The sequence below is a fragment of the Propionispira arboris genome (assembly GCF_900109225.1).
Taxonomy (GTDB): domain Bacteria; phylum Bacillota; class Negativicutes; order Selenomonadales; family Selenomonadaceae; genus Propionispira; species Propionispira arboris.
Genome location: NZ_FNZK01000014.1, coordinates 70,428 through 94,230, shown reverse-complemented (window position 1 = coordinate 94,230; position 23,803 = coordinate 70,428). Strand labels below are relative to the sequence as shown.

Here is a 23,803-nt window from a genome sequence, read left to right as displayed (position 1 = left end):
AAATGAAAATGGGCGGTTTTGGGGGAATTGGAGATTCGGTTTTTGGGAAACAGAACATCATGAATATACTCTTTCGCCCCATGTTACGGGCGTTTCAAGCCAATATTCATGAAAATCATAGTACTATGCTTTTTCCCAAAAAGCATAAAAGAAAATATCACCATGTCGCGGGGCACTGCCGTTTATTCTGTAAAGGGCATTTTTATATATTCTCTCTGGCTTTGCCAGAAATACCTGCCACTCCATGGTGACCGCTCTCTTTAGCAAGCATAAATTCCTGTATTTACGCGGGTTTAGGATAAAAAAACGACCCTGCATAAGCTTCGAAAAGCTTTAATGCAAGGTCGTTTTTGTCTATGTCGGCAGGCTAAACCATTTGGCCCTTTTCAGAATAAATGGCAGTGCCCCATGACAACAGCCAGCATATTTTCCAAGTGTTCCTTATCTTCATCTAAAAAGTCTAAAACAAAAAACCACAACCCTTTTTAAATAAAGGAGTTGTGGTTTTCTCTTATTTTTTTTGTCATTCCCACTCGATAGTCGCTGGTGGCTTTGAAGTTACGTCGTAGACAATACGATTTACGCCTTCTACTTCGTTTACGATACGGCGGGAAACTTTATCGAGTACTTCATAAGGGATATGTGCCCAATCAGAAGTCATCGCATCGGAACTGGTTACAGCACGAAGAGCTATTGTATGACAATACGTACGTCCATCTCCCATTACACCTACGGAGCGTATATTAGGCAGGCAGGCAAAATACTGCCAGATTTTTTCTTCGAGACCGGCTTTCGCGATTTCATCACGGAAGATTGCATCCGCTTCACGCGTAACCAGTAATTTTTCTTCGGTCACTTCACCTAAGACACGAATGGCAAGCCCCGGACCTGGGAAAGGCTGACGCCATACAAGTTTATGTGGAATGCCGAGCTCTTCACCAACGGCGCGAACTTCATCTTTAAACAGTTCCCGCAATGGTTCAATCAAACCAAATTTCATATCTTTCGGCAAGCCGCCTACATTGTGATGACTTTTGATCGTTGCCGAAGTTTTTGTGCCGCTTTCGACAACATCTGGATAGATTGTTCCCTGAACCAGATAATCAATCTGTCCGAGTTTATTCGCCTCTTCTTCAAACACACGAATAAATTCTTCGCCGATAATTTTACGTTTTGTTTCCGGATCAGAAACACCTTTTAATTTTCCTAAAAAACGATCTTTCGCATCGACACGAATCAAATTCATATCGAATTGTTTTCTGAAAATCGTTTCTACTTGATCGCCTTCATCTTTTCTAAGCAGACCGTGATCAACAAAAACACAAGTTAATTGTTGTCCCACAGCACGGTGTACCAAAACCGCAGCAACGGAGGAATCCACACCACCGGATAATGCACAAAGAACTTTTTTTCCGCCTACCAGTTCTTTAATAGCTGCAATTTTTTCTTCAGCAAATGAAGCCATATTCCAGTCACCACTAACCTTACAAATATCAACTAAAAAATTAGAGATCATTTGTCTGCCAAATGGTGTATGTTCTACTTCTGGATGGAATTGTACTCCATATAATTTTTTTGCTTCATTAATCATAGCCGCAACAGGTGTGGTTTTGGTAGATGAAACGACCTTAAAACCAGCTGGAGCTTCAGACACATAATCCATATGGCTCATCCAGCTTTCATTGTCTGAATCAATCCCTTTAAATAAGTTAGCTGATGAATCAAGTGTTAGTGCTGTTTTACCATATTCACCAGATGCAGCATGTTCAACTTTACCACCTAATGTATAGGCCATAAATTGATGTCCATAACAAATCCCCAAAATAGGAATACCCAGTTCAAATATTTTTGGATCTGCTTTAGGAGTATCCTCTGCATATACACTATTCGGACCACCTGAAAAAATAATTCCCTTTGGGTTCTCCGATTTAATTCTTTCAATACTGCAATCGTATGGCACAATTTCACAATACACGCCACATTCTCTTACCCGTCTGGCAATTAATTGGCTATATTGTCCGCCAAAATCCAGCACTAATAACATCTCTTTGTTGCTCAATTCAAGAAGTCCTCCTCATGTATTAATATCGTTCAATTATAGCACAACTATATAATACTTTTCTACTTCGTTCTAAAATTCTTAACACAATAAGCAGGATAGGTACTGCACTTTCACTAAAAACAGCCTGATATTTCGTTCTTATCCCTTGTCTTTATATCGTTTTTCCTAAGACAAAATACTCAACTATCGTTTTTCCAGCCAAAACACAGGATTTATAAAAAAAATTAAGAGGAACTTTATCAGAATTATCGAATTTATATCTTAATGTCTAAAAATAATACAAGGAGGCTTTATGATGATTTCAACTGATAATATAAAGACAAACGAGGATATTCTCAGCGCGTTTAAACTCGTTTTACCTTATCTCAATCATATTTCTCGTGAAGATATGGCCGTTGGGCTCAGCGATTTGACAGCATATTTAGATTACTATCGAGCCAAAGATTTTGAACTGGATTTACAAGCTGGCAAACCAATTGGTGATATTCCAACTATCGTTGAATGTATTCGTACGAAAAAAGATACGTTCGCCAATGTACCTAAAGAAGTATATGGTCGTCCAATCAAAACGATATTTACACCGATTTACGGATTAAATAACGAAGTCATTGGAACATTGAGTTCGGGGATCGATACCGAAAGCAATGAAAATCTCATCACTACAGTAAGCGAGCTGGCCAGTTCAACCAAAACGGCTTATGAAACCGTAGAACAAATTGCTATTAGTGCTGGTGAATTGGCTAAGGGCGGTCAGGATGCGATTGTTTTAGCAACAAACTTAAAAGATAAAAATAGTGAAACAATCCAAGTTATCAACTTCATTAATAATATTGCCCAACAGACGAATTTACTTGGTTTGAATGCTGCGATCGAAGCAGCCAGAGCCGGTGAACAAGGACGCGGTTTTGCTGTTGTTGCTGAAGAAGTACGAAAACTCGCTGAACAATCCAAACAAGCAACTGAAAAAATCCAGCGAATCTTAGCCGAAATCAATGGTGCCGTTATTGAATTATCAAAAGCTATTGAATCCACTGGAGCCATCAGTGAAGAACAAGCTGCCTCGACACAACAAATCACGGCGAATCTTGCGGAAGTTACCAATGCCGCAAATCATCTGGAAGTATATGTTGAACGGTTCAAATAAGATGACATTGCCATCTTAATTATTTTTTATTAAAAAGAAACGGTTTACAGATAAAATTTGTTCTGTAAACCGTTTCTTTATTTATTATAAACTTCTTTGAGTAACGTTTCTTTTCGCAAATCTTTACACTCGCATGTATCTCCATCAAAGGGCAAATTTCGAATCGTATCAAGAATGATCTTACTAATCATCGGTGCATCATCATAAAAAATAGCTTCGAGATCATCATGTGACCAAGATTTAACAATGCCTTCACCATAATTAACCGTATAGTAAAGACCTGCATAGCACGCACCAATTTCACGAGCAAGATATACTTCCGGGCAGATACTTTGTCCGACAATATCAGCATGACCTTTGAGCATGGCAATTTCAGCCGGACTTTCAAAATGACGGCCATCTGTATTCGCATAAATACCGCGTGTAAAAATGCGGCCATCAAAATGTTTGCGTGTCTGCTCAATAAGCTCAGCACGCATTTGTGTACATAAGGCATCACGCATAACCAGTAAATAGCGGCCTTCAAGACCAACATCCTTACGTACAGACATATCAAGATAATCATCAGGAATCATAAAATCACGAATATCCATCAAATGGTTAATCGTACCAACACCGCCTTCGGCGATAATACGTTTTACGCCAGCTTCACGAAATACCCAAAACACTTGACGAGAAGCATCAGCGCGACCGACACCACTACGCCAGCCATGCATTTTACACGTAATAACTTTTTTATCGGCTACTTGAAAAATACGAAATAACGGACTTTCGCCATACGGTGTTTCAAAAACCAGATTATCTTCTATTATTTTCACATCCGCTGCCTTTGCGCCTAACGGAAAATCACTTGATAATGTACCCGAACCACCAACTACAGCGTATTGGGCTTGAGGAATTGTCTTCATTTTTAAAATCTCCTAATTATATTATATTCTGTATCACGCTGTGCCGCTTCATAACCCGCTGCACGGATCATATTAACCATCTTATCGATCGACATTTGATAGGCCGTGCCAGCCGCACGTACAACGTTTTCTTCCAGCATGATACTGCCAAGATCATTGGCACCAAAAGCCAGGGTAACCTGTCCAATATTTTGCCCCTGTGTGACCCATGAGCCTTGAATATGAGAAATATTATCCATATAAAGGCGCGTCATTGACAATGTTTTCAAATAGTCCCAAGACGATGTTTTCTCACCGCCAAGCTGCGTATTCCCCGGCTGGAAGGTCCACGTAATAAAAGCACGAAATCCACCTGTTTTTTCTTGCAGCGCCCTCACCTTTTCCATATGTTCAATGCGATCTGCCATGGTTTCTCCCATGCCAATGACCATTGTAGCCGTACTTTCCATACCGATTTGATGCGCACATTCCATAACATGAAGCCAGTCATCTGTCATAATTTTTTTTGGACTAACACGCTGACGGATTCGGTCAACCAGGATTTCCGCTCCGCCGCCCGGCAAAGAATCAAGGCCGGCTGCCTGAAGTTCCTTCAATGTATCAAGTACGGAACGGCCTGCCTGTTGCGCCATATATAAAACTTCCGTAGCTGTAAAGGAATGTATGCGAATATCAAATTTTTCTTTGATGGTCGAGAGCATATCTACATAATAAGCTAAATCCAGCTCTGGATGCAGACCACCTTGAATCATGACCTGCGTGCCACCGGCATCTATCGTTTCTTGAATTTTATCTAAAATAGTCTGTTTCGATAGAACATAGGCATCTTTATCATCTTGGCGTTTAAAAAATGCACAAAATTTACATTCATTTACACAAATATTACTGTAATTGATATTTCGATCGATGATAAAGGTTACCGTTTTCCCTGGATGTTTTTTCTGTCTTTCTATATCTGCCATTTTCCCCAGCGCCAATAGATCACCATGGCACAAAAGTTCCAGACCTTCTTTTTCTGTCAAACTCATCGATAAACCTCCGCTATTTCAATTTCCGGTACATGATCAATCAAATTCAATTCATGCGCCATCGTGTAAAAAGTCAAAAGAGCTTCTAAATGTTCCTGCCCTAAATCCCATTTGATCACATCGAGATATTCATCCAGCTGCGTAAAGGAAAATGGTTTGCTATCTAGAATCGACTCAATCGCCTGTCTTTTTTTTGCATACCCATTTTTAAAACCCTGTGTCACTTTTTCATACGTGTACTGCACAAGATCCGGTCTTTTTTCAGCAAATTTTCGATTTACAACCCAAACAGCATATACCATACGAAGTCCTGTTAATTTTTTCCATTGTGCCCCAATATCATAATAATACAAACCTGCCTGTTTATGATATTTCGCATAAAGTGCATCATCACCGATCAAAAGTTTTGCTGTAATATCACCCGATAGCACAGTATCCATATCAATATTACGGATATAGTAATTGGGTCTGGCGCCATACGCCTTACTGAGCACAATTTTCAAAAGACAATGTGACGTCGCCGATTTTGCCGTTAAGAGAATTTTATCATTGCTCAATTTTTCAATTGGTTTTTTCGATACTAAAATTATGCTTTGAACATCACCATCAGCTGTAATGCTCACGTCTGGCATAAGCAAAAGTTTTTCATTATTGCGTGCATAAATAATGGACGATACCGGACTTACGTCAAGCCGGTTCTGAACAATATCTTCATTAAGCACGGACGGCACGGCGGATGAAACAGCTAAGCCCTGGTCAAAGCCATCATATTTTAAACTGTATGTCAACGGCAGACAGTTTAAAAAATTAATGTGCCCTAATTTAGGAGTTTCCACAAAAACCCCTCCTTACGTCTATATTTGTTTCACGAGATGATAGAATGTATCTCGTTCTATTGGCACATAGCCTGTTTCTTCAACCATTTTTATAATTTCTAATTTTGTAATTCCTGCTTTTGTTGTAGCCCCGGCAGCATGGATTATTTTTTCTTCTTCCACTGTGCCATCCAGGTCATCAACACCAAAAGCCAGAGCAAGCTGTGCAATTGGCTGAGTCAGCATCATCCAAAAGGCTTTAATATGATCTATGTTATCTAAAATCAAACGTGACAACGCAATCATTTTGAGATCTTCCCATGAAGAAACACGTTTTAAATGAGAAAGCTCTGTATTTGCCGGATGAAAGGGAAACGATACATACGCTTGAAAGCCATTTGTCTCATCTTGTATATCGCGTAATGTAAATAAATGAGAAATTCGCTGTTCTATTGTTTCAATGTGGCCGTACATCATTGTCGCATTCGTTAAAATACCAAGATGATGGGCTGTTTTAATTGTTTCAATCCACTGCGCTGTCGTGGCTTTATTCGGACATATGATTTTACGTACCGCATCATCTAAAATTTCTGCACCACCGCCTGGCAGAGAATCCAGTCCTGCTTCTTTTAATATAATCAGTACTTGTTCTATGGACAAATCTGCAATCTGGGCAAAATGAACAATTTCCACTGGAGTAAAGGCTTTTAAATGAACATTTGGCAAAACATCTTTCACCGTCTTAACAATATCCACATAATAAGAAAATGGTTCGTCTGGATGCAGTGCACTTACCATATGAACTTCCGTGAGTCCAGGTGTTTTTTTTGCTGTTGCAATAAGCATTGTGCGTATTTCTTCTTTTGATAAAATAAACCCCTGCGGATCTCCTGCTTTACAGGAAAATGCACAAAGCGGACAATTTGCTGTACAAATGTTTGTCAAATTGATATGCCGATTCACATTGTAATAAACTTTCTTGCCGGTTTTCCGTTCTTTTGCGACACGCGCCCACTCGGCCAAAGATAATAAATCATTCAAACGATACAATTCCATTGCATCATCAAAGGATAATCGTATGCCTTGGGCCGCTTTTTGCGACGCTGTTAAGTTTGCTTTCATTAAAATAAGTCCACCTCAGTTCTTTCCTCTCGCTATACCATAAAGTAATAATAATTCGTGATTTTTCACACAAACTCCTGCAATATTTATAGGATACCCTCTATGTTGCGACAAAGTTCAATCGTGGCCTGCAATTCTTTCGATATATATTTATCTTTATGATACACAATATGAAAGTCACGCTTAAACGATAAATCTTCTACAGTAAAACTGCATAGCTCACCTCTAGCCAATTCATTTTTTACGGCACGCCTTGAAATAACGCTGACGCCAAGACCCGCAATGACTGCTTTTTTTATAGTTTCTGCATTATTGTAAACACCACTGATTTCAAAATCCACCGCATGCTGCTGCATCAGTTTCGTAAATAAATCACGCGTACCACTGCCATCTTCACGCACAAAAAATTTCATTTTTTTAAGCATCATCAAGGAAATTTCTTTTTTTTCTAAAAAAGCACTTTGTGGTGATGCGATAAAAATTAATTCATCCGCTAAAAAAGGCTGCGCGATCAAAGATTCAGACTGAATAACACCTTCCACCAGTGCCAAATCCAATTCATCTTGCAACAGCATTTTCTCCAACTCTGCCGTATTATGAATTTCAGAAACAATATCCTGATTGGGATTCATCTCATACATATATTGTATCAAATCAATCAAGACACACTCCCCGATTGTTACACTGGCACCAATTCGCAGATGATATACCTGACCAAATTCACGCATCGCCAATTCCGTCTGTTGATGCAGGCTCATCGTCCGTTGCGCATAACTCAGCAAGCGTTGTCCAGCCTCCGTGATGAACAATCTACGCCCCAATCTTTCAAATAGCAGCACCTCATAATGCTCTTCTAATTCTTGAATTGCCTGGCTGACCGAAGGCTGCGTCATATGAAGCTGTGCCGCAGCACGTGTCATATTATTTTCATCACAAACACACAGGAAAATGTTTAAATGCCGTAAAGTCATTCGCTTTACTCCTTTCATCTATTTTTACCTATCGTTTTTATAAAATTATACTATTTTACATATCAATGTGCAAGTGCTAAGCTTACAACAAGAAAAGGAGTGAATTTTTTAATGAATCAACAACACATCAAAGGTATTTTATTTTGTTTTTTATTTGCAATCCCTGCTTATTTTTTGGGTAATCAATTTCCGATTATTGGCGGTCCTGTATTCGGCATTTTACTCGGCATTGCCGCAGCAACATTTAAACGTCCATCATCTTTTGAAACAGGCATCAAATTCACCGGCAAAAAAATATTACAGTACTCCATTATTCTACTCGGCTTCGAAATGAATTTATTTCATGTCATGGCAGTCGGCTCACAATCACTTTATGTAATGATCTTTACACTAATTACGGCCTTTGGTGTCGCCTATGGCATTGGTAAAGTGCTAAAGCTTGATAAAGATACAACGATCCTTATTGGAGCAGGTACAGCGATTTGTGGCGGTTCTGCCATTGCTGCAGTTGCACCGGTCATCGGTGCCAAAGATCAGGATGTCGCTTTTTCTATCTCCACAATCTTTCTATTCAATGTTATAGCTGTTTTTATTTTTCCTGCTATTGGTCACTTTTTAAATTTAAGCAATACTGGTTTTGGTATGTGGGCCGGTACTGCGATTAATGATACTTCTTCCGTTGTGGCAGCTGGTTACTCTTATAGCACGGCCGCTGGAAATTATGCCACGATCGTAAAATTGACGCGCGCTTTGATGATTGTACCAGTATGCCTGCTGTTTGCTTTTCTTACAGCACAAGACCAAAAGAAAACCGGTACATTTAACCTTGCAAAAATATTTCCTTGGTTTATCCTCTGGTTTGTTGTTGCTTCCATTGTTAATACAAGTGGCATATTGCCTAATGCAATCACATCTGCATTAGGCAATATGGGTAAATTTTCCATTATTCTAGCAATGAGTGCAATCGGTTTAAATACAAATCTAAAATCATTAATTCAAAACGGTCTCAAACCAATTACTTTAGGGCTGTGCTGTTGGATTGCCGTCGCTGTCGTATCCTTGATCGTCCAGAGGATCATCGGCCTCATCTAAAATAAAAATCTCATAAAAATAGACTAGAGTATCCTTTTTCAACGAGGATACTCTATTTTCTTCTATCAATTTAATGTTATACTATAATGAAAACGGATTTTAAGGAGGTTTTTTTATGATTTCCGGTGAACAAAAATTTTTAGCAGTTCTATCGCATCTGGCTTATTTGCTCGGAATCGGACTGATTATTGTACCATTAATCATTGTACTGCTCAAAAAAAGCGATTCTTTTGTCCATGAACATGCGAAACAAGCCTTGATTGCACAAACCATGTTTGTTTTATGTTCAACAATCGTTATGTTTTTAGTACATCTGCTCATTGGTATCTTGTTAATTCCTTTTTTATGTATAGTCGGTGCTGTATTTTTCATTACCTCTCTGGTTGCTGCCTATAAAGCAATGAAGGGAGACTCTTATGATTACCCACTCATCCAAAGTATCGCACGAAATTTCTAAATATGATAAAATGAATTTTAGTCTAAAATACAATGAATTTATATTGCAGGAGTTGAGCCCATGTTAACATGCCAAAAATGCGGCAAAGTCATTACGGAAAAAGAAGCCCTTGTGCATAAAGAGGCGAAAAATGAACAAAGCATCATCTGCCCAGACTGTTTTAAAGCCGCCACCGGTGTAGACTATAAAACGTTTGCCTTTCGTAAAGAAAGTGCCAAACAAACATTTTTTGCTGTGATTTTTTGTTTAGCGGCGACGATTTATGCATTTATTGAAAAAGGTCCAATTTATGGTGTCTTCGGCATTGCCGCAACAATTTTAATTTATCTGTTTGCCAGCAAAGTAAAATAGCAACGACCATATGTATCACAAAAAGGGAATGCCAGGCTAAAAGCCCATGCATTCCCTTTTTGTTAAAATCAAACTTTAAACTTTTGAATAGCCTCTTGTAGTTCTGCGGCCATCGTTGACAAATGTGTACTTGCTGACGCAATTTCTTCCATAGATGCCGATTGTTCTTCCGTTGCCGCAGAAATCGTTTCTGTTTCTTCAGCCGTTTTTTTCGTTTGTGCACTAATTCCACCAGCCGCTGTTACAACATCTTCGGTACCGCTGGTAAGCTGTTCAGTTGCTGCTGATATTTCATTGACTTCATCTGATATTCCTTTAATCATTTCTAAAATTTCATTAAAATTTTGCCCCGCTAAATCAACCAGTTCCGAGCCGATTTTCACTTCACGTTTGCTTTCATTCATAAAAGTAACGGCAGATTGCGTCTTAAACTGAACTTCCGCAATCAAGCTCGTTATATCCTTTGTTGCATGAGCAGACTGTTCTGCCAATTTCCGCACTTCATCGGCAACCACAGCAAAGCCGCGTCCAGCCTGCCCGGCCCGGGCTGCTTCAATGGCCGCATTTAATGCCAGCAGGTTTGTTTGTTCGGCAATATTTGAAATCAAAGATACAATCTGTCCGATTTGTTTAGATTTACCTTCCAGCTCCCCAATGACATCCGCGGTATTATTGGTTTTTTGCTCAATAACCCCCATCTGTCCAACGGTTTTTTGTACAGCTTTCCCGCCAGCCACAGCTGCAACAGAAGTTTTTTCTGTAGATTTAGCCACTTCAATTGTATTTTCAGTCACTTGATGAATTCCCTTTGCCATCTCTTCCACAATACGATTGGTGGTAATGGCAATTTCCAATTGTTTTTCGGCCCCTTTTGCTACTTCTGTGATTGATTCTGCAACCTGAGCCGATGCCTGAGCTGACTGCTCAGCGCTTGCAGTTAATTCTTGTGAGGCCGCCGCCAATTGTTCGGATGTGTTAAGCAGTTGTTTGATTAAGGTTCGAATATTTCGATTCATTAAGTCAACTGCTTTCGACAAGACACCAAATTCACTTTTATCTTGCATATTACTGTCTGCAACATTTTGCGAAAAATCACCTGAGGCAATTCCCCCTAAAAAGCTTACCGATTCGCCCAAACGTTTTACAATTTGCTTCACAATCAAAATGCCGAGACCGGCTCCAATGATAACAGCAAAAATGGTAATAAGTACAAACATCATACTTGCTTTGGCAAAATTGTCTTTTGATGCCTGATTCATCTGATCGGCATTTTTCTTTGATACATCCGTAATCGTTTGCAAGGTCTTAGATGTTATATCAGCCAAAGGCTCTACCGTTGTCTTATATAACGTATAGGCTTCAGTATGTTTATTTTGTAAAGCTAAATCAACAACCATATTATTGCCATCACGATATTTCGCTATATTATTTTGTAATTCCTTAACATTACCTTTTTGTTCTTGTGATAATGGTAAGGTATCATATTTTGCTAAAGTTTCGCCGAGTAATTTTCTCGAATCCGCTATTTGACCTGATAATTTTTTATTTTCATTTGCATCTGTCGTAATCATGAGATCTAATATATCGGTTCGAATTCTTCGTATATAAATCCGACTTTCATATGATAATTGCATTTCAGTTAAATTGTTTTCGTACATCTTATCCGTGTATTCACTACTTTGTTTCAAATTGATATAACCTATAGACCCCACCAAAACAACAGCACAACTAAAAACAATGATTAACACACTAAGTTTCTGCTTGACCTTTAAATTATTAAACCAATCCATTTTACATCTCTCCTTCTATAATTTTTATAAAGCAATGCCTTATAAGTAAAACACAAAATGAGTTTCTAACATTCTGGAAAGATCCGAATATATGGGTTATGTAAAAAAAGTATGTTCTTTTCAACTGTTTCATAGTTTAACACATATCTTTAAAATTCTATATATTCAAAAAAATCCCTGCTACACCGGACTTAATAAGCAAAGTTATTCATATTTTCTTCATTTTATGTCCCTTTTTCACTTTTTCTGCTTCACAAAACAGAAAATTCAGAATATAATAGAAGTATAAAAGGAGATGATATCATGCTAAAAAATTGCCCCGCTGCTTATTTATTTTTAATGTCTTTTGGTGCTTTAATGATTTTTCTTTTCATTTCACCAATCATAGGAGTGTGGAGTATTTATTTTGAAACAGCATTGCATATTCTCACTTTTACCACGAAAGTTATTTGTCTATTCTTTTTATTTATTGCAGTTGTTGATCTATTAAATTCTATTCATTTGAGAAAACATATTCACTAGCTATGATGCTCCCACACAAAATCCGCTGCCAAATCTCAAACCAGCAGCGGATTTTTTTTATATAAAACAAAGACTCCAAAAATGATCAAGATCATCTTCGAAGTCTTTGTTCCAGTTAGGGTAGGATGCCTCCCTGGTTTTTTTTGACAAACCTGCGTTTTAGCTAACCAAAGTGTACAGCAGTAGATGGCTAAATCTCAGGTTCATCTGTTCTTGCAGATATAAAATCTGCAAGAATATAATACCTATAAAATCTGACTGCTAATCAAGTCGTGGCACCTGATTAAATATAAATTTTAAAGGTAATCTTATACAATTAAAGTGTGCAGCAATAATTGTATAAAAATTTTTCAACAATCAATACATGAATATATATTGATTGTGTTTTGCCTCTTAAAATTCTGGTGCTGCTATGACTTCAATCGCGATGAGAAGGCAGCCTCAATCCATAACTCTCATTTTTGTATGAGTTCATCAATTTTTTACAGCTGCCTAAAAAAATTACGAAGATCTTGTGTGTGCAGAGTCCGTTCCGTACAAAATATTTCATTCCATATAATTTACATAATAATCCAATGTAGCAGGACTTGTCAACTAATCTATAAAAAAATTATCGATTTAATAAAAAATAAACCAAGACCAAAATGATCGTGACATCAAAAAAGGTCTTGGTTTATTTTACTTTTTATGCCTCCTGAGTTCTATATGATCATATTTCAACTTGAAACCGTGTGCAGCGATTCCCAGCTAAAATATAAATTCACTACAAAGAAAACGGTCAGGCACCATTCCTTTTATAAAATCAACATGTGCAGTGCTGATTTTATAAAATTATATTTTCTACACATAATCTTTACAGATTACATCATGCCCGGCATTCCCATGCCGCCGCCCATACCGCCGCCCATGCCAGCGGCAGCTGCTGCTGAATCACCTTTTTCAGGTTTATCAGCAACAAGAGTTTCTGTTGTAAGAACCATTGCTGCGATACTTGCAGCATTTTGGAGTGCTGAACGAGTTACTTTTGCCGGATCAACGATACCAGCCGCAACCATATCAATATATTCACCAGTCAAAGCATTAAAGCCTTGACCTTTACCAGCACGTTTTACGTTTTCAACAACAACAGAACCTTCAAGACCTGCATTGTTTGCGATTTGACGAACTGGTTCTTCAATCGCGCGTTTTACAAGATTGATACCCGTTTTAACATCACCATCTGCTTCAAGTGTATCAAGTATAGGCAGAATATCGATAAATGTCGTACCACCACCAGCAACAATGCCTTCTTCAACAGCAGCACGAGTTGCATTCAATGCATCTTCGATACGAAGTTTTTTATCTTTCAATTCAACTTCCGTTGCTGCGCCGATTTCAATGACAGCTACACCGCCAGCAAGTTTTGCCAAACGTTCTTGCAATTTTTCTTTATCAAAATCAGAAGTTGTTTCTTTAATATGATTTTTAATCTGTTCAACACGACCGTGAATCGCAGCTTTTTCACCCAAACCATCTACAATTGTAGTTTCTTCTTTTGAAGAACGAACCTGACGAGCACGACCAAGATCTTCAATTTCAACACTTTCAAGCTTACGACCGAGTTCTTCTGTGATTACATTACCACCAGTTAAGATAGCAATATCTTCGAGCATCGCTTTGCGACGATCACCAAAGCCAGGAGCTTTGATTGCAACAGCTTTAAATGTGCCGCGAAGTTTGTTTACAACAAGAGTTGCCAAAGCTTCACCATCAAGATCTTCAGCGATGATAACAAGTTCTTTACCCTGTTTAACCACTTTTTCAAGAATAGGTAAAATATCTGATATAGCGGATATTTTACGATCGGTAATCAAGATATAAGGATCATCAAGAACCGCTTCCATTTTATCCGTATCTGTAACCATGTATGGAGAAATATAGCCACGATCAAACTGCATACCTTCTACTACAGAAAGGTTGGTGTCCATCGTCTTGGATTCTTCAACCGTGATAACACCGTCTTTACCAACTTTTTCCATAGCTTCAGCAATCAAATCACCAATTTCTTCATCACTGGAAGAAATTGCTGCAACTTGTGCAATTGCGGCTTTGCCTTCAACTTTAATGGAATTGTTTTTAATTTCGCTAACAAGTGCTTTTACCGCTTTTTCAATACCTTTTTTAATGATCATTGGATTTGCGCCAGCTGCTACATTACGCATGCCTTCATGAATCATAGCCTGTGCAAGTAATGTTGCCGTAGTTGTACCATCACCAGCAATATCATTTGTTTTGGTCGCAACTTCTTTAACGAGCTGTGCGCCCATATTTTCAAACGGATCTTCCAATTCAATATCACGAGCGATCGTAACACCATCATTCGTAATTACAGGTGCCCCGAATTTTTTATCCAGAACAACATTTCTGCCTTTTGGTCCTAATGTTACTTTTACAGCGTTTGCTAATGCATCAACGCCTCTTCCTAAAGCACGACGCGCTTCTTCGTCAAACAAAATTTGTTTAGCCATTGTATAAGAACCCTCCTAATTTTTAATATGTTAAAGATAGACTATTTAGCAATTATTCAACAACTGCTAAAATATCTCTTTCACTGACAATCAGATAATCTTTACCGTCTTCTTTAATTTCAGTTCCGGCATATTTGGAGAAAATGATGCTGTCGCCCGCTTTTACATCAATAGCTGCTCTCTGACCATTTTCGAGAATTTTACCTGTGCCAACTGCTACAACTTTACCTTTTTGCGGTTTTTCTTTCGCTGTATCTGGTAATACGATACCACTTGCAGTTTTTACATCGCCTTCTGAAACTTCAATGACAACTCTGTCGCCTAATGGCTTAATCATTTTTATTTTCCTCCTTTATTTATGTAAATAATTTTATTTTGTTAGCACTCGTTCGAAGCGAGTGCTAATTACAATTCTTATGATATATAATTTTGGCCAAAAAATCAAGGGCTTTTTTTAAAAATGATGCAAATATTCGCAAAAAGCCCCTATAAAATGTAAAACAATAACATTTTATAGGGGCTTTTTTACTTTATGATTTTTTTTTCAAAGCAGACCGAATAATTGATTCAGCAACTTCTTTAATTGTCTTGCGTTTTGCCATACTATATTGTTGTATTCTGCGGTATGCTTCAGCCTCACTCAAGCCATAGGCATTCATTAAAATTCCTTTCGCCCGATCGAGAATTTTACGCATTTCCAATGAATTTTTTACATCGTCCAACTCTTGCTCAAGCTGTTTGATTTCTCTAAATCTGGATAAAGCAATTTCCATAGCCGGAAAAAGATTGCTTTCTTTGACTGGTTTCACAAGGTAGGCTAACACACCGGAATCTTTGGCTCGATCGACAATTTCTTTTTGACTAAATGCCGTAAGTAAAAGAACTGGTGCTAATTTCTGATCAGCAATAACTTTTGCAGCGGCAATCCCATCCAATTCTGGCATCTTGATGTCCATAATAACAAGGTCAGGACGGTATTTTTTCGTCAATTCAATCGCTTTATAACCATCAACCGCTTCACCAACAACTTCATGTCCGGCCTCTTCCAAAATTTCTTTTAAGTCCATACGAATAATCGATTCATTATCGGCAATTACAAGTTTTAAAGATTCCATCAGTTATTTACCTCCTCCAAGACTACTAGGGACTGTGATTTTTGCATGTGTTCCATGATCATTATATAATTCGAATGTGCCAGACATATCGTCTTCAATCAAGGTACGCACAATTTGCAGCCCCAGGGATTTTGAATTGCGTGGTTCAAAATCATCCGGCAGCCCGGCACCATTATCATAAAGATCAATCACATATTCCATTTTGCTTTTTGTAATATCCAGCCCGATAATACCGGTTGTTTAATTTTCAAAAGCATGTTCAATCGAGTTTAAAACCAATTCATTTATAATCAGCGCCAAGTTACTGGCCTGTTCGGATGGCAAAATAATTGTACCACCCGAAAATCTTGTTTCCAATTCAAAGTCAGGGTCTAACATATTTTGTGCCACCAGACTTAAAATGTTTTTTGTTACTTCCACCACATCAATAATTTCTGCATCTTGCTGCGACAAAAACTCATGCACGACCGAGATGCTTAAAATACGGTTTACGCTTTCCCGAAGAGCTGCTTTTACCTCTTCTGATTTACTGCGTCGCGACTGCAGCCTGAGCAGGCTCGCAATCGTTTGCAGATTATTTTTCACACGATGGTGTATCTCCTGTATAACTGCTGATTTTATAAGAATTTCTTTATCTTTCATCCGAAGTTCGGTGATATCAGAAATAATCACCACACGCCGTAATAATTTCCCCGCTTCCATAATGGGGATATTCCGCTGGACCAAAACCAAGTCCCCAGCTTCTAATTCTTTTTCATAAGGCCGCTGGCTCACAATCGTCTCTTTGGTAATATGCATTGTCAACTGACGGTCAAACATATGATACCCAATCAGATTGCCTACACCTAATACTTTATAAATACGAACTACAGCTGTATTAACAAAAATGATTCGATTGTTTTGATCTGTAATGATGATACCATCACTCGCAGAAAGAGGTCTATACAGATCCGCATCAATCGGTTTACGGGCATTGACCAAAATAACACAAGCCGTTTCTAAAAGCTGTGCATAACCATCTATTTTTAGTTCTTCCGAATTGGTCTCAAAACTCATGACAGCAATGACTTTTGCACCGTCATGAATCGCAAAGGTATACATATCAATCATCAGACCCCAAACCCATTCCCGTTTACCCTGAATTGGTTTTCCCGTCGTCATTGTTCGCCAAATGATGGGTTCTTCCTGAACACGGATACTTTCACCAGCTTGTCCAATATCAATCGGGCTAAACGTAGTATGGGGCTTGACCTGAGCGGCTATAATCAGCCGATCTTCCTCTTTTGATTGCACATAAACCGTTAAGTGCGCATGAGCCAAATCGGCAATCAATGGAAAACTCATACTGATTCGTTTTAAAATTTCTATCTGCATTGCCGATAATTTCGTAAATTTTCGGCAATTGTCTGCTAATGAGCTCATGCTTAAGCCGCCTCCATTTCCTTCTAACCATATTTGATTTCCCTTGAAATGTCCATAATTCCTTTAAATACAGCTCCTGGATCATGAATAATATTGTATACAAAAAAAGAACGCACTTTTTCTTTAGAAAGTGCATTCTCCATTGAATGTTTTTTCTTATTCCTTATCGGTTAATTTTAAATTTGGAATTGCATTTAAATACAAATTAGCAAAATCTCCCATCAGGCTTTGATAATAAGCCCGACAGCCAATCATGGCTGCGTTATCTGTACATAATATCATATTTGGATAGTAAAATTCAACCCCAGCAGCCTCCGTTGAAGCTTTTAACTGTTTTTCCAGTGCACTATTTGCGGCAACACCGCCTGCTAACACCAGCTTTGTCAGCCCTGCTTTTTCGACAGCCTGCAATGCTTTATCGATTAAAACAGCAATAACGGCTTTCTGAAAAGACGCCGCAACATCTGCTTTATTAACAATTTCACCTTTTTGCTCAGCATTATGTAAATAATTGAGCACAGCCGATTTAAGTCCACTGAAACTAAATTCAAAATTGCCTTTTCCACTGAGTGCCTGAGGAAATGCAATCGCATCTGCGTTGCCTAGTTTGGCTAATTTATCAATTTGCGGACCACCTGGATAGGGCAGCCCCATAACACGAGCAACTTTATCAAAAGCTTCCCCGGCAGCATCATCGCGTGTTTGCCCGATTAAATAAAACGTATTGTAGTCTTTAACATGTACCAGTGATGTATGCCCGCCAGAAACAACTAAAGCCACAAAAGGCGGTTTTAGTTCAGGATGAGCTAAAAAATTGGCAAAAATATGACCTTCCAAATGATTGACCCCAATAAGCGGGATATCCAGTGAAAAGGCTAATGCCTTAGCCGCTGACACGCCGACCAGCAGCGCTCCTACCAAACCTGGTCCGTATGTTACACCAATTTGATTTATATCGGTTAAGCTGACCTGTGCCTGTCTAAGTGCTTCATCAATCACAGGCATAATATTAGCAATATGTTTACGCGATGCAATTTCCGGGACAACACCACCAAATTTTTGGTGCACCGGAATTTGTGTTGAAATGACATTGGATAAAATAATTCGTCCACCCGAGAGCACAGCTGCTGACGTTTCATCACAACTTGATTCGATGGCCAGCGTCAAACAAGCTTTATCTTCCATCAAAAAAAAACCTCCACTCCATCTATATGTAAATTAAATCGTACCTTAAGCAAATGTATCAATATTTCTAAGCCACATAATAATTGCATCTTCACCATTATCTTCATAATACTGTTTACGGATACCTTCACTGACAAAACCAAGTTTATTATAAAGCGCCAACGCAGAAACATTCGATGGCCTGACCTCCAGAGTCATCGCCACAGCACCATTATTTTTAGCAATACGAAGTATTTCACGCATCATTTTTTCACCGATTCCTTGTTTGCGATACTCCGGCAAAACTGCCACATTCGTAATATGGGCTTCATCCAGAATAAACCACACACCAACATAACCGATAATTTCTCCCGCCATCAGCGGCAATAAATAATATGCAACCGGATTAGCGGCTTCCTCGCAAAAAGACTGCTTTGACCAGGGATTGTTGAATGAATTTTCTTCAACTTGCACAACTTGATCAATATCATCCTGTGTCATTTGTTTAAATGTAAGATTCATTACTCTTCACTTTTCCCATTTCGGCGTTCCCAAAGCACCTCTGCTTCAGAGCGTCTAATATAAACAGGTTCTAGCTGCATCACATGATCCGTTTTGCCTTTGGCAAACTCGGACAGTCCCAGCATGGCTACATTCGCGGCACGCGGCATAACCAATTGCGGCATAGCCGGAACAACATTTCCACCTGCTTCGGCAATAGCCAGTGCCTGTTTTTGCGCCGTATCCCCCACGAAAACAACTGGTAAATCAAGTACCTGCCCGTCTTGTAAAACCATATCAAACGATTTGACTACCGGTGCCTGCACTTCTTGTAATATTCCATTTTCCCAACGGTATAGTGCCATATATACATTTCCTTTTTGTGCATCCAATAGTGGTGCTATATATATATTCGGCATCGGATAATGGTAAGCCAATGCCGCCAAAGTCGAAACACCGACTATAGGAAGCTTGAGTGCATAGGCCATACCTTTTGCCGCAGCTAAACCAATCCGCAGCCCGGTAAACGAACCCGGTCCAATGCTGACAGCAATTCCCGTCAGATCTGTTTTTTTTATTTTTGTCATTGCTAAAATTTGTTCAATATGAGGCATCAAGACTTCAGAATGGGTTAATTTCGTCTGTAGGATCAGCTCCGCAATTAATTTTTCTGGTGAAGCAATCGCCACACTTGATACCAATGTCGATGTATCTAACGCTAAAATCGGCAAAGCTCTTTCAACTCCTCATAAAACTTTTGATTCTTTTTACCTTGCTGTGAAATCGTAATTATTCTCTCATTTTCAAGCCTACCACGATCTATTTTCAAGCCAATATAATCATTTGGCAAATCATCGGGAAAACGATCCGGCCACTCAATAATAATAACAGCATCTTCGGTTTCGCTGTACTCATAAAATCCAATGTCTTCCAGCTCGCGTTCGAACTCCAAACGATACAAATCAAAATGATATATCGTATAATCACCATCATATACATTCATAATGGCAAACGTTGGGCTCGTGACCTCATCGATAACATGCAAAGCATTTGCCAATCCCTGTACCAGTAAAGTCTTGCCTGCACCTAAATCACCCTCTAAACAAAAGGCCATCCCCTGTCTGATTTTATCAGCTAGTTTTTGCCCAAATGCATACGTTTCTTCTGGTGATGACGTTTTTAATTGAAACATTCTGCATACACTCCTACTCTATCATCTGTTATAATTATACCCGCTAACCTTTACTTTCACAATGCGTACCAGTACTAAGCATTCGCAGCAATATAGGATGAATAAATAAAATAGCACAATTTTATTAATAATAATTATTTATTAATAATCAAAATTGAAAAGTTATGCTAAATAATGAATTACGGCGAAAAATGTAGAAAAACATATAAAAATAAACAAATTTGCTTATTTATGGGCATTTCAAAATAAAGTAACATCCGCTATACTAAAAACATAATCAATACCGAACAGGAAATACATTGAGCAGCTCGGTACTGAAAATACAATAAAAATTATACATATATATTTGGAGGAATTTTAAATGAAAAAATTTGTTTGCACAGTTTGTGGTTATGTACATGAAGGAGACCACGCTCCAGCTGAATGTCCTATTTGTAAAGCACCTGCTTCAAAATTCGTTGAACAAAGCGGTGATCTTTCGTTTGCCGATGAACATCATGTAGGAATTATTGAAGGCGTTGATGCTCGCATCGTTGAAGGCCTTCGTCAAAACTTCACTGGAGAATGCAGTGAAGTTGGTATGTACCTCGCTATGAGCCGCGTTGCGGATCGCGAAGGCTATCCTGAAATTGCCGAAGCTTTCAAACGTTATGCATTCGAAGAAGCTGAACATGCTTCAAAATTCGCTGAAATTCTCGGTGAAGTCCTTACATCAAGCACGCAGAAAAATCTTGAAATGCGCGTAGCTGCTGAACAAGGTGCCTGTGCTGGTAAAAAAGAATTGGCAACACTTGCCAAACAACTTAATTTGGATGCAATCCATGATACCGTTCATGAAATGGCAAAAGATGAAGCACGCCATGGTTCTGGATTCAATGGTTTATTAAAACGTTATTTCACAAAGTAATTGGATTGACAAAGAGGCCTTCGGGCCTCTTTTATTTTTATAATAAAAAAGACTGTTTTCCTTTTGCTCTGCAGCATGTTGGGAAACAGTCTTTTCGTCATTTTTTCTATTTGATAACCATAACTGGAATTGTAGAATCTTCCACCACTTTTTGACTTACACTGCCAATCAAAGCCCCGCGGAAAAGACCGAGTCCACGACTTCCCATAATAATCATATCACTATTACAGTCTGCTGCTTTTTTCAAAATTGCCTTTGGTATGTTCCCTGATTCTACATGACGTTCTGCTTTTAAATCCTGCGGTATTTTTTCCCAGATGCGATCAAAAACAAGATCACTGGGAATATCCTTATTAATACTGCTAGCTACATAAACGAAATCTAAATCGGCCTTGCATTTATCCGCAAAAAAGATTGCCTGATCTACTGCTTTACAACCATTTACCGAACCATCGACCGGAACTAAGATTTTATTTATCTTCCCCATAATAAACCCTCCTAGCGAGTTTTTATTTTTTGAAGTTTTACTATGGTACTGATTTCGCGATTTATTCCTAAAACCCTTTTTTTAACACCTAAAATCAAAAAAAGATTCTACATATTTACTCATTGCAATACGTAACGGGTTTATTTAGATATTCACCTACAATTTTTACCGAACAATACTCTCCACACATGGAACAGCCTTCTGCACCTTCTTCATTTCTGGCGCCACGTTTACCTTTAGCTTTTTCAGGATCGATAGCAAGATTCATCTGAGCATCCCAGTCCAGCACCTTGCGTGCTTTGGCCATTTTCAAATCCCATTCTTTGGCACCTGGAATACCCTTTACAATATCGGCCGCATGCGCTGCAATCCGCGAAGTAATAACACCTTCGTGAACATCTTCTATCGTTGGCAAAGCCAAATGTTCAGCAGAAGTTACATAGCACAGGAAATCAGCTCCGCTCGCTGCCGCCAAGGTGCCGCCAATTGCTGCTGTAATATGATCATAGCCCGGTGCAATATCTGTAACCAAAGGTCCCAGCACATAAAATGGTGCATTTTTGCAAAGTTGTTTTTGCAGTTTCATATTCGCTTCAATTTGATCATAAGGTACATGTCCCGGTCCTTCTACAAGAACTTGAACACCTCGTTTCCACGCACGATCAACCAATTCACCTAAAATAATGAGTTCTTGTATTTGAGCACGATCCGTTGCATCCGCCAGGCAGCCTGGTCTAAGACCATCTCCTAAACTAATCGTAGAATCATATTTTTCACAAATATCTAAAATATCATCATAATGTTCATATAGTGGGTTTTCTTTTTCATTATGCAGCATCCAGCCTGTAATAAAAGATCCACCGCGACTCACCACGTCCATCACACGGGTTTGACGACGCATTCGCATAATCGTTTCTCTGGTCACGCCGCAATGCAATGTCATAAAATCAGCTCCGTCTTTCGCCTGTTGTTCTATTGCATGCAGCAAATCATCTGAAGTCATATCTACAACCGCTCCATGAGTTTTTATGGCATTGACAGTAGCTTGATAAATTGGCACCGTACCCACCATAATAGTTGATTGTTCTATTATTTTCTGACGTGAAATATCAATATGATCGCCTGTACTTAAATCCATGACAGCATCCGCACCAGCATTAATGGCAGCTGCCAATTTTAAAAGTTCTGGTTCTAAATCAGGATAAGCACTTGAAGTACCAATATTTGCATTTACTTTTGTGGAAAGACCTTGTCCAACGCCCCGTGGAATCAATGATGAATGATTTATATTTGCACAGATTGCAATCGTTCCCGCGGCGACACGATCACGAATCAGATCAGCCTCCACCTGTTCTTGTTTGGCCACCAGTTTCATAAAATCAGTAATTTTTCCTTGACGAGCCATTTGCATTTGTGTTGCCATAATTCATAAACCTCCTATAAATTAAAATAAAGCCATCCAGCATAAAACGGCTGAATGGCTTTTCTCGCGAAAACCAATAGCCACTTCCCTACGCAGGTATTACCCCAACAGGTTCCAAGGGTCGACCTTGCGGTCTCTCAGCTTTCGCTCCCCTAGTGGAATGATTTATAAAATTTTTATTTATTTAATAAACAGACTCATTGTAACAAAAAGAATAAATATTTACAACTAAATTTTTAATTTTTCAAAAGATCTTTCATTCGTTTAATGGGCTCACTTGTATCCATGTGTCCAGCAATTGTCTCAACTTTTTTGCCTTCAACTAAGATTTGCACGGCTTTAATTTCCGGATACTCCGTCAATGTATCAACAATAGAGCCAACGAGCATCAATTCCCCCGTAGAACCGCCATTGAACTTTTTAATAAACTCCTGGCTGAAATCCACATAGGCAATCCCCTTATCTACTTTCACGGAACGTAGCTTGGTTCCCACTGGAATAATGGATACAACTTTTTTGTCTTTACTACCTTCCAATAAGGCGTTGATTGTTTCGGTATACTGATCAGCACCGCTGTTTTTTATTTTTTTGGATTCCGCAATCAATTTTGTTCCTTCATCATTCGGAAAATACACTTTAATCGTTTCTGTCACTTTCGTTTGATCTGGCTTCGTTTCAGATTTTTTCTGCTGCTCGGTCGACGACTGCGTATCCGATGACGATTTTTTATCAACTGTTGTCCCTGTTGAATCACATCCTGCCATACTAAGCAATAAAATGAACATCATGATTACAATCCCATACTTTGAATTTTTCAACATCG

25 protein-coding genes and 1 riboswitch are annotated in these 23,803 nt (G+C 38.7%); of the genes, 6 read left to right on the top strand and 19 right to left on the bottom strand.

Translation table 11 applies throughout. The annotated features are described in order from the left end of the window. The first annotated feature begins 2 nt into the window (after positions 1 to 2). Positions 3 to 251 (top strand): hypothetical protein, encoded by a 249-nt coding sequence (locus BMY14_RS20615; protein WP_177177599.1) that lies wholly within the window; start codon positions 3 to 5, stop codon positions 249 to 251. Positions 252 to 523: 272 nt separating this feature from the next. On the opposite strand, the gene guaA is transcribed toward BMY14_RS20615, so the two are convergent. Further along, positions 524 to 2,044 (bottom strand): glutamine-hydrolyzing GMP synthase, encoded by a 1,521-nt coding sequence (guaA, locus tag BMY14_RS13695; RefSeq protein ID WP_033368267.1) that lies wholly within the window; start codon positions 2,042 to 2,044, stop codon positions 524 to 526. Positions 2,045 to 2,354: 310 nt separating this feature from the next. Here guaA and BMY14_RS13690 point away from each other — a divergent pair, with 310 nt between their 5' ends. Next, positions 2,355 to 3,206 (top strand): methyl-accepting chemotaxis protein, encoded by an 852-nt coding sequence (locus BMY14_RS13690; RefSeq protein ID WP_322786211.1) that lies wholly within the window; start codon positions 2,355 to 2,357, stop codon positions 3,204 to 3,206. A 77-nt stretch (positions 3,207 to 3,283) separates the two neighbouring features. On the opposite strand, the gene BMY14_RS13685 is transcribed toward BMY14_RS13690, so the two are convergent. From BMY14_RS13685 to BMY14_RS13665, 5 genes are all read right to left on the bottom strand, one after another. After that, complete coding sequence (locus BMY14_RS13685; RefSeq protein WP_019553434.1) at positions 3,284 to 4,114, bottom strand: phosphorylase family protein; 831 nt, start codon at positions 4,112 to 4,114, stop codon at positions 3,284 to 3,286. 2 nt (positions 4,115 to 4,116) lie between these two features. Further along, positions 4,117 to 5,142 (bottom strand): cyclic dehypoxanthinyl futalosine synthase, encoded by a 1,026-nt coding sequence (mqnC, locus tag BMY14_RS13680; RefSeq protein ID WP_091832876.1) that lies wholly within the window; start codon positions 5,140 to 5,142, stop codon positions 4,117 to 4,119. Next, positions 5,139 to 5,978: a menaquinone biosynthetic enzyme MqnA/MqnD family protein gene (locus BMY14_RS13675; protein WP_019553436.1), complete on the bottom strand. Its 840-nt coding sequence runs from the start codon at positions 5,976 to 5,978 to the stop codon at positions 5,139 to 5,141. Before BMY14_RS13675 ends, mqnC begins: the two co-directional genes overlap by 4 nt. Positions 5,979 to 5,996: 18 nt before the next feature. Then, entirely contained in the window at positions 5,997 to 7,079 is a 1,083-nt protein-coding gene (gene mqnE, locus BMY14_RS13670; protein ID WP_091832873.1) for an aminofutalosine synthase MqnE, read from the bottom strand. Positions 7,080 to 7,165: 86 nt separating this feature from the next. After that, positions 7,166 to 8,050, bottom strand: a complete 885-nt coding sequence (locus tag BMY14_RS13665) for a LysR family transcriptional regulator (protein WP_091832869.1) — start codon at positions 8,048 to 8,050, stop codon at positions 7,166 to 7,168. A 111-nt stretch (positions 8,051 to 8,161) separates the two neighbouring features. Here BMY14_RS13665 and BMY14_RS13660 point away from each other — a divergent pair, with 111 nt between their 5' ends. The 3 genes from BMY14_RS13660 (at position 8,162) to BMY14_RS13650 (ending at position 9,950) form a co-directional block, all read left to right on the top strand. Then, positions 8,162 to 9,142 carry a YeiH family protein gene (locus BMY14_RS13660; protein ID WP_091832866.1) on the top strand — a complete coding sequence of 327 codons (981 nt, stop codon included), beginning with the start codon at positions 8,162 to 8,164 and terminating at the stop codon, positions 9,140 to 9,142. Positions 9,143 to 9,257: 115 nt separating this feature from the next. Continuing rightward, positions 9,258 to 9,599 carry a DUF4870 domain-containing protein gene (locus tag BMY14_RS13655; RefSeq protein ID WP_091832863.1) on the top strand — a complete coding sequence of 114 codons (342 nt, stop codon included), beginning with the start codon at positions 9,258 to 9,260 and terminating at the stop codon, positions 9,597 to 9,599. A 60-nt stretch (positions 9,600 to 9,659) separates the two neighbouring features. Continuing rightward, entirely contained in the window at positions 9,660 to 9,950 is a 291-nt protein-coding gene (locus tag BMY14_RS13650) for a hypothetical protein (RefSeq protein ID WP_091832861.1), read from the top strand. A gap of 68 nt (positions 9,951 to 10,018) precedes the next feature. On the opposite strand, the gene BMY14_RS13645 is transcribed toward BMY14_RS13650, so the two are convergent. The 10 genes from BMY14_RS13645 to tsaE form a co-directional block, all read right to left on the bottom strand. Further along, entirely contained in the window at positions 10,019 to 11,740 is a 1,722-nt protein-coding gene (locus BMY14_RS13645) for a methyl-accepting chemotaxis protein (RefSeq protein ID WP_091832858.1), read from the bottom strand. 1,382 nt (positions 11,741 to 13,122) lie between these two features. After that, a complete protein-coding gene (groL, locus tag BMY14_RS13635; protein WP_091832854.1) occupies positions 13,123 to 14,769 on the bottom strand; it encodes a chaperonin GroEL in 1,647 nt (548 codons plus the stop codon). A 52-nt stretch (positions 14,770 to 14,821) separates the two neighbouring features. Next, positions 14,822 to 15,106 carry a co-chaperone GroES gene (groES, locus tag BMY14_RS13630; protein ID WP_019553445.1) on the bottom strand — a complete coding sequence of 95 codons (285 nt, stop codon included), beginning with the start codon at positions 15,104 to 15,106 and terminating at the stop codon, positions 14,822 to 14,824. A gap of 193 nt (positions 15,107 to 15,299) precedes the next feature. After that, positions 15,300 to 15,884: an ANTAR domain-containing response regulator gene (locus BMY14_RS13625; RefSeq protein WP_019553446.1), complete on the bottom strand. Its 585-nt coding sequence runs from the start codon at positions 15,882 to 15,884 to the stop codon at positions 15,300 to 15,302. Between the two features lie 3 nt (positions 15,885 to 15,887). Beyond that, positions 15,888 to 16,085, bottom strand: coding sequence for a hypothetical protein (locus BMY14_RS21115; RefSeq protein WP_342741769.1), 198 nt, complete (start codon positions 16,083 to 16,085; stop codon positions 15,888 to 15,890). Positions 16,086 to 16,124: 39 nt separating this feature from the next. Then, complete coding sequence (locus BMY14_RS13620; RefSeq protein ID WP_342741768.1) at positions 16,125 to 17,306, bottom strand: sensor histidine kinase; 1,182 nt, start codon at positions 17,304 to 17,306, stop codon at positions 16,125 to 16,127. A gap of 156 nt (positions 17,307 to 17,462) precedes the next feature. Further along, a complete protein-coding gene (tsaD, locus tag BMY14_RS13615; protein WP_091832851.1) occupies positions 17,463 to 18,491 on the bottom strand; it encodes a tRNA (adenosine(37)-N6)-threonylcarbamoyltransferase complex transferase subunit TsaD in 1,029 nt (342 codons plus the stop codon). Positions 18,492 to 18,536: 45 nt separating this feature from the next. Beyond that, complete coding sequence (gene rimI, locus BMY14_RS13610) at positions 18,537 to 18,992, bottom strand: ribosomal protein S18-alanine N-acetyltransferase (protein WP_019553449.1); 456 nt, start codon at positions 18,990 to 18,992, stop codon at positions 18,537 to 18,539. Continuing rightward, positions 18,992 to 19,702, bottom strand: a complete 711-nt coding sequence (tsaB, locus tag BMY14_RS13605; RefSeq protein ID WP_091832848.1) for a tRNA (adenosine(37)-N6)-threonylcarbamoyltransferase complex dimerization subunit type 1 TsaB — start codon at positions 19,700 to 19,702, stop codon at positions 18,992 to 18,994. The genes rimI and tsaB overlap by 1 nt, the downstream gene beginning before the upstream one ends. Next, positions 19,690 to 20,163 (bottom strand): tRNA (adenosine(37)-N6)-threonylcarbamoyltransferase complex ATPase subunit type 1 TsaE, encoded by a 474-nt coding sequence (gene tsaE / locus BMY14_RS13600; protein WP_091832845.1) that lies wholly within the window; start codon positions 20,161 to 20,163, stop codon positions 19,690 to 19,692. The genes tsaB and tsaE overlap by 13 nt, the downstream gene beginning before the upstream one ends. A gap of 361 nt (positions 20,164 to 20,524) precedes the next feature. On the opposite strand from tsaE, the gene BMY14_RS13595 reads away from it, so the two are divergent. After that, the gene (locus BMY14_RS13595; protein ID WP_091832842.1) at positions 20,525 to 21,070 is read left to right on the top strand and encodes an NADH peroxidase; all 546 of its coding nucleotides are present in this window, start codon (positions 20,525 to 20,527) and stop codon (positions 21,068 to 21,070) included. Between the two features lie 106 nt (positions 21,071 to 21,176). Here the strand turns inward: BMY14_RS13595 and BMY14_RS13590 are convergent, their stop codons facing one another. The 3 genes from BMY14_RS13590 to BMY14_RS13580 all read right to left on the bottom strand — a co-directional run bounded on the left by BMY14_RS13590 (position 21,177) and on the right by BMY14_RS13580 (position 23,801). After that, positions 21,177 to 21,557, bottom strand: a complete 381-nt coding sequence (locus tag BMY14_RS13590) for a universal stress protein (RefSeq protein ID WP_019553453.1) — start codon at positions 21,555 to 21,557, stop codon at positions 21,177 to 21,179. Positions 21,558 to 21,672: 115 nt separating this feature from the next. After that, the gene (gene thiC / locus BMY14_RS13585; protein WP_091832839.1) at positions 21,673 to 22,980 is read right to left on the bottom strand and encodes a phosphomethylpyrimidine synthase ThiC; all 1,308 of its coding nucleotides are present in this window, start codon (positions 22,978 to 22,980) and stop codon (positions 21,673 to 21,675) included. 68 nt (positions 22,981 to 23,048) lie between these two features. Beyond that, positions 23,049 to 23,144, bottom strand: a riboswitch (TPP riboswitch). A 72-nt stretch (positions 23,145 to 23,216) separates the two neighbouring features. After that, positions 23,217 to 23,801, bottom strand: coding sequence for a GerMN domain-containing protein (locus BMY14_RS13580; RefSeq protein ID WP_091832837.1), 585 nt, complete (start codon positions 23,799 to 23,801; stop codon positions 23,217 to 23,219). Between the last annotated feature and the right edge of the window lie 2 nt (positions 23,802 to 23,803).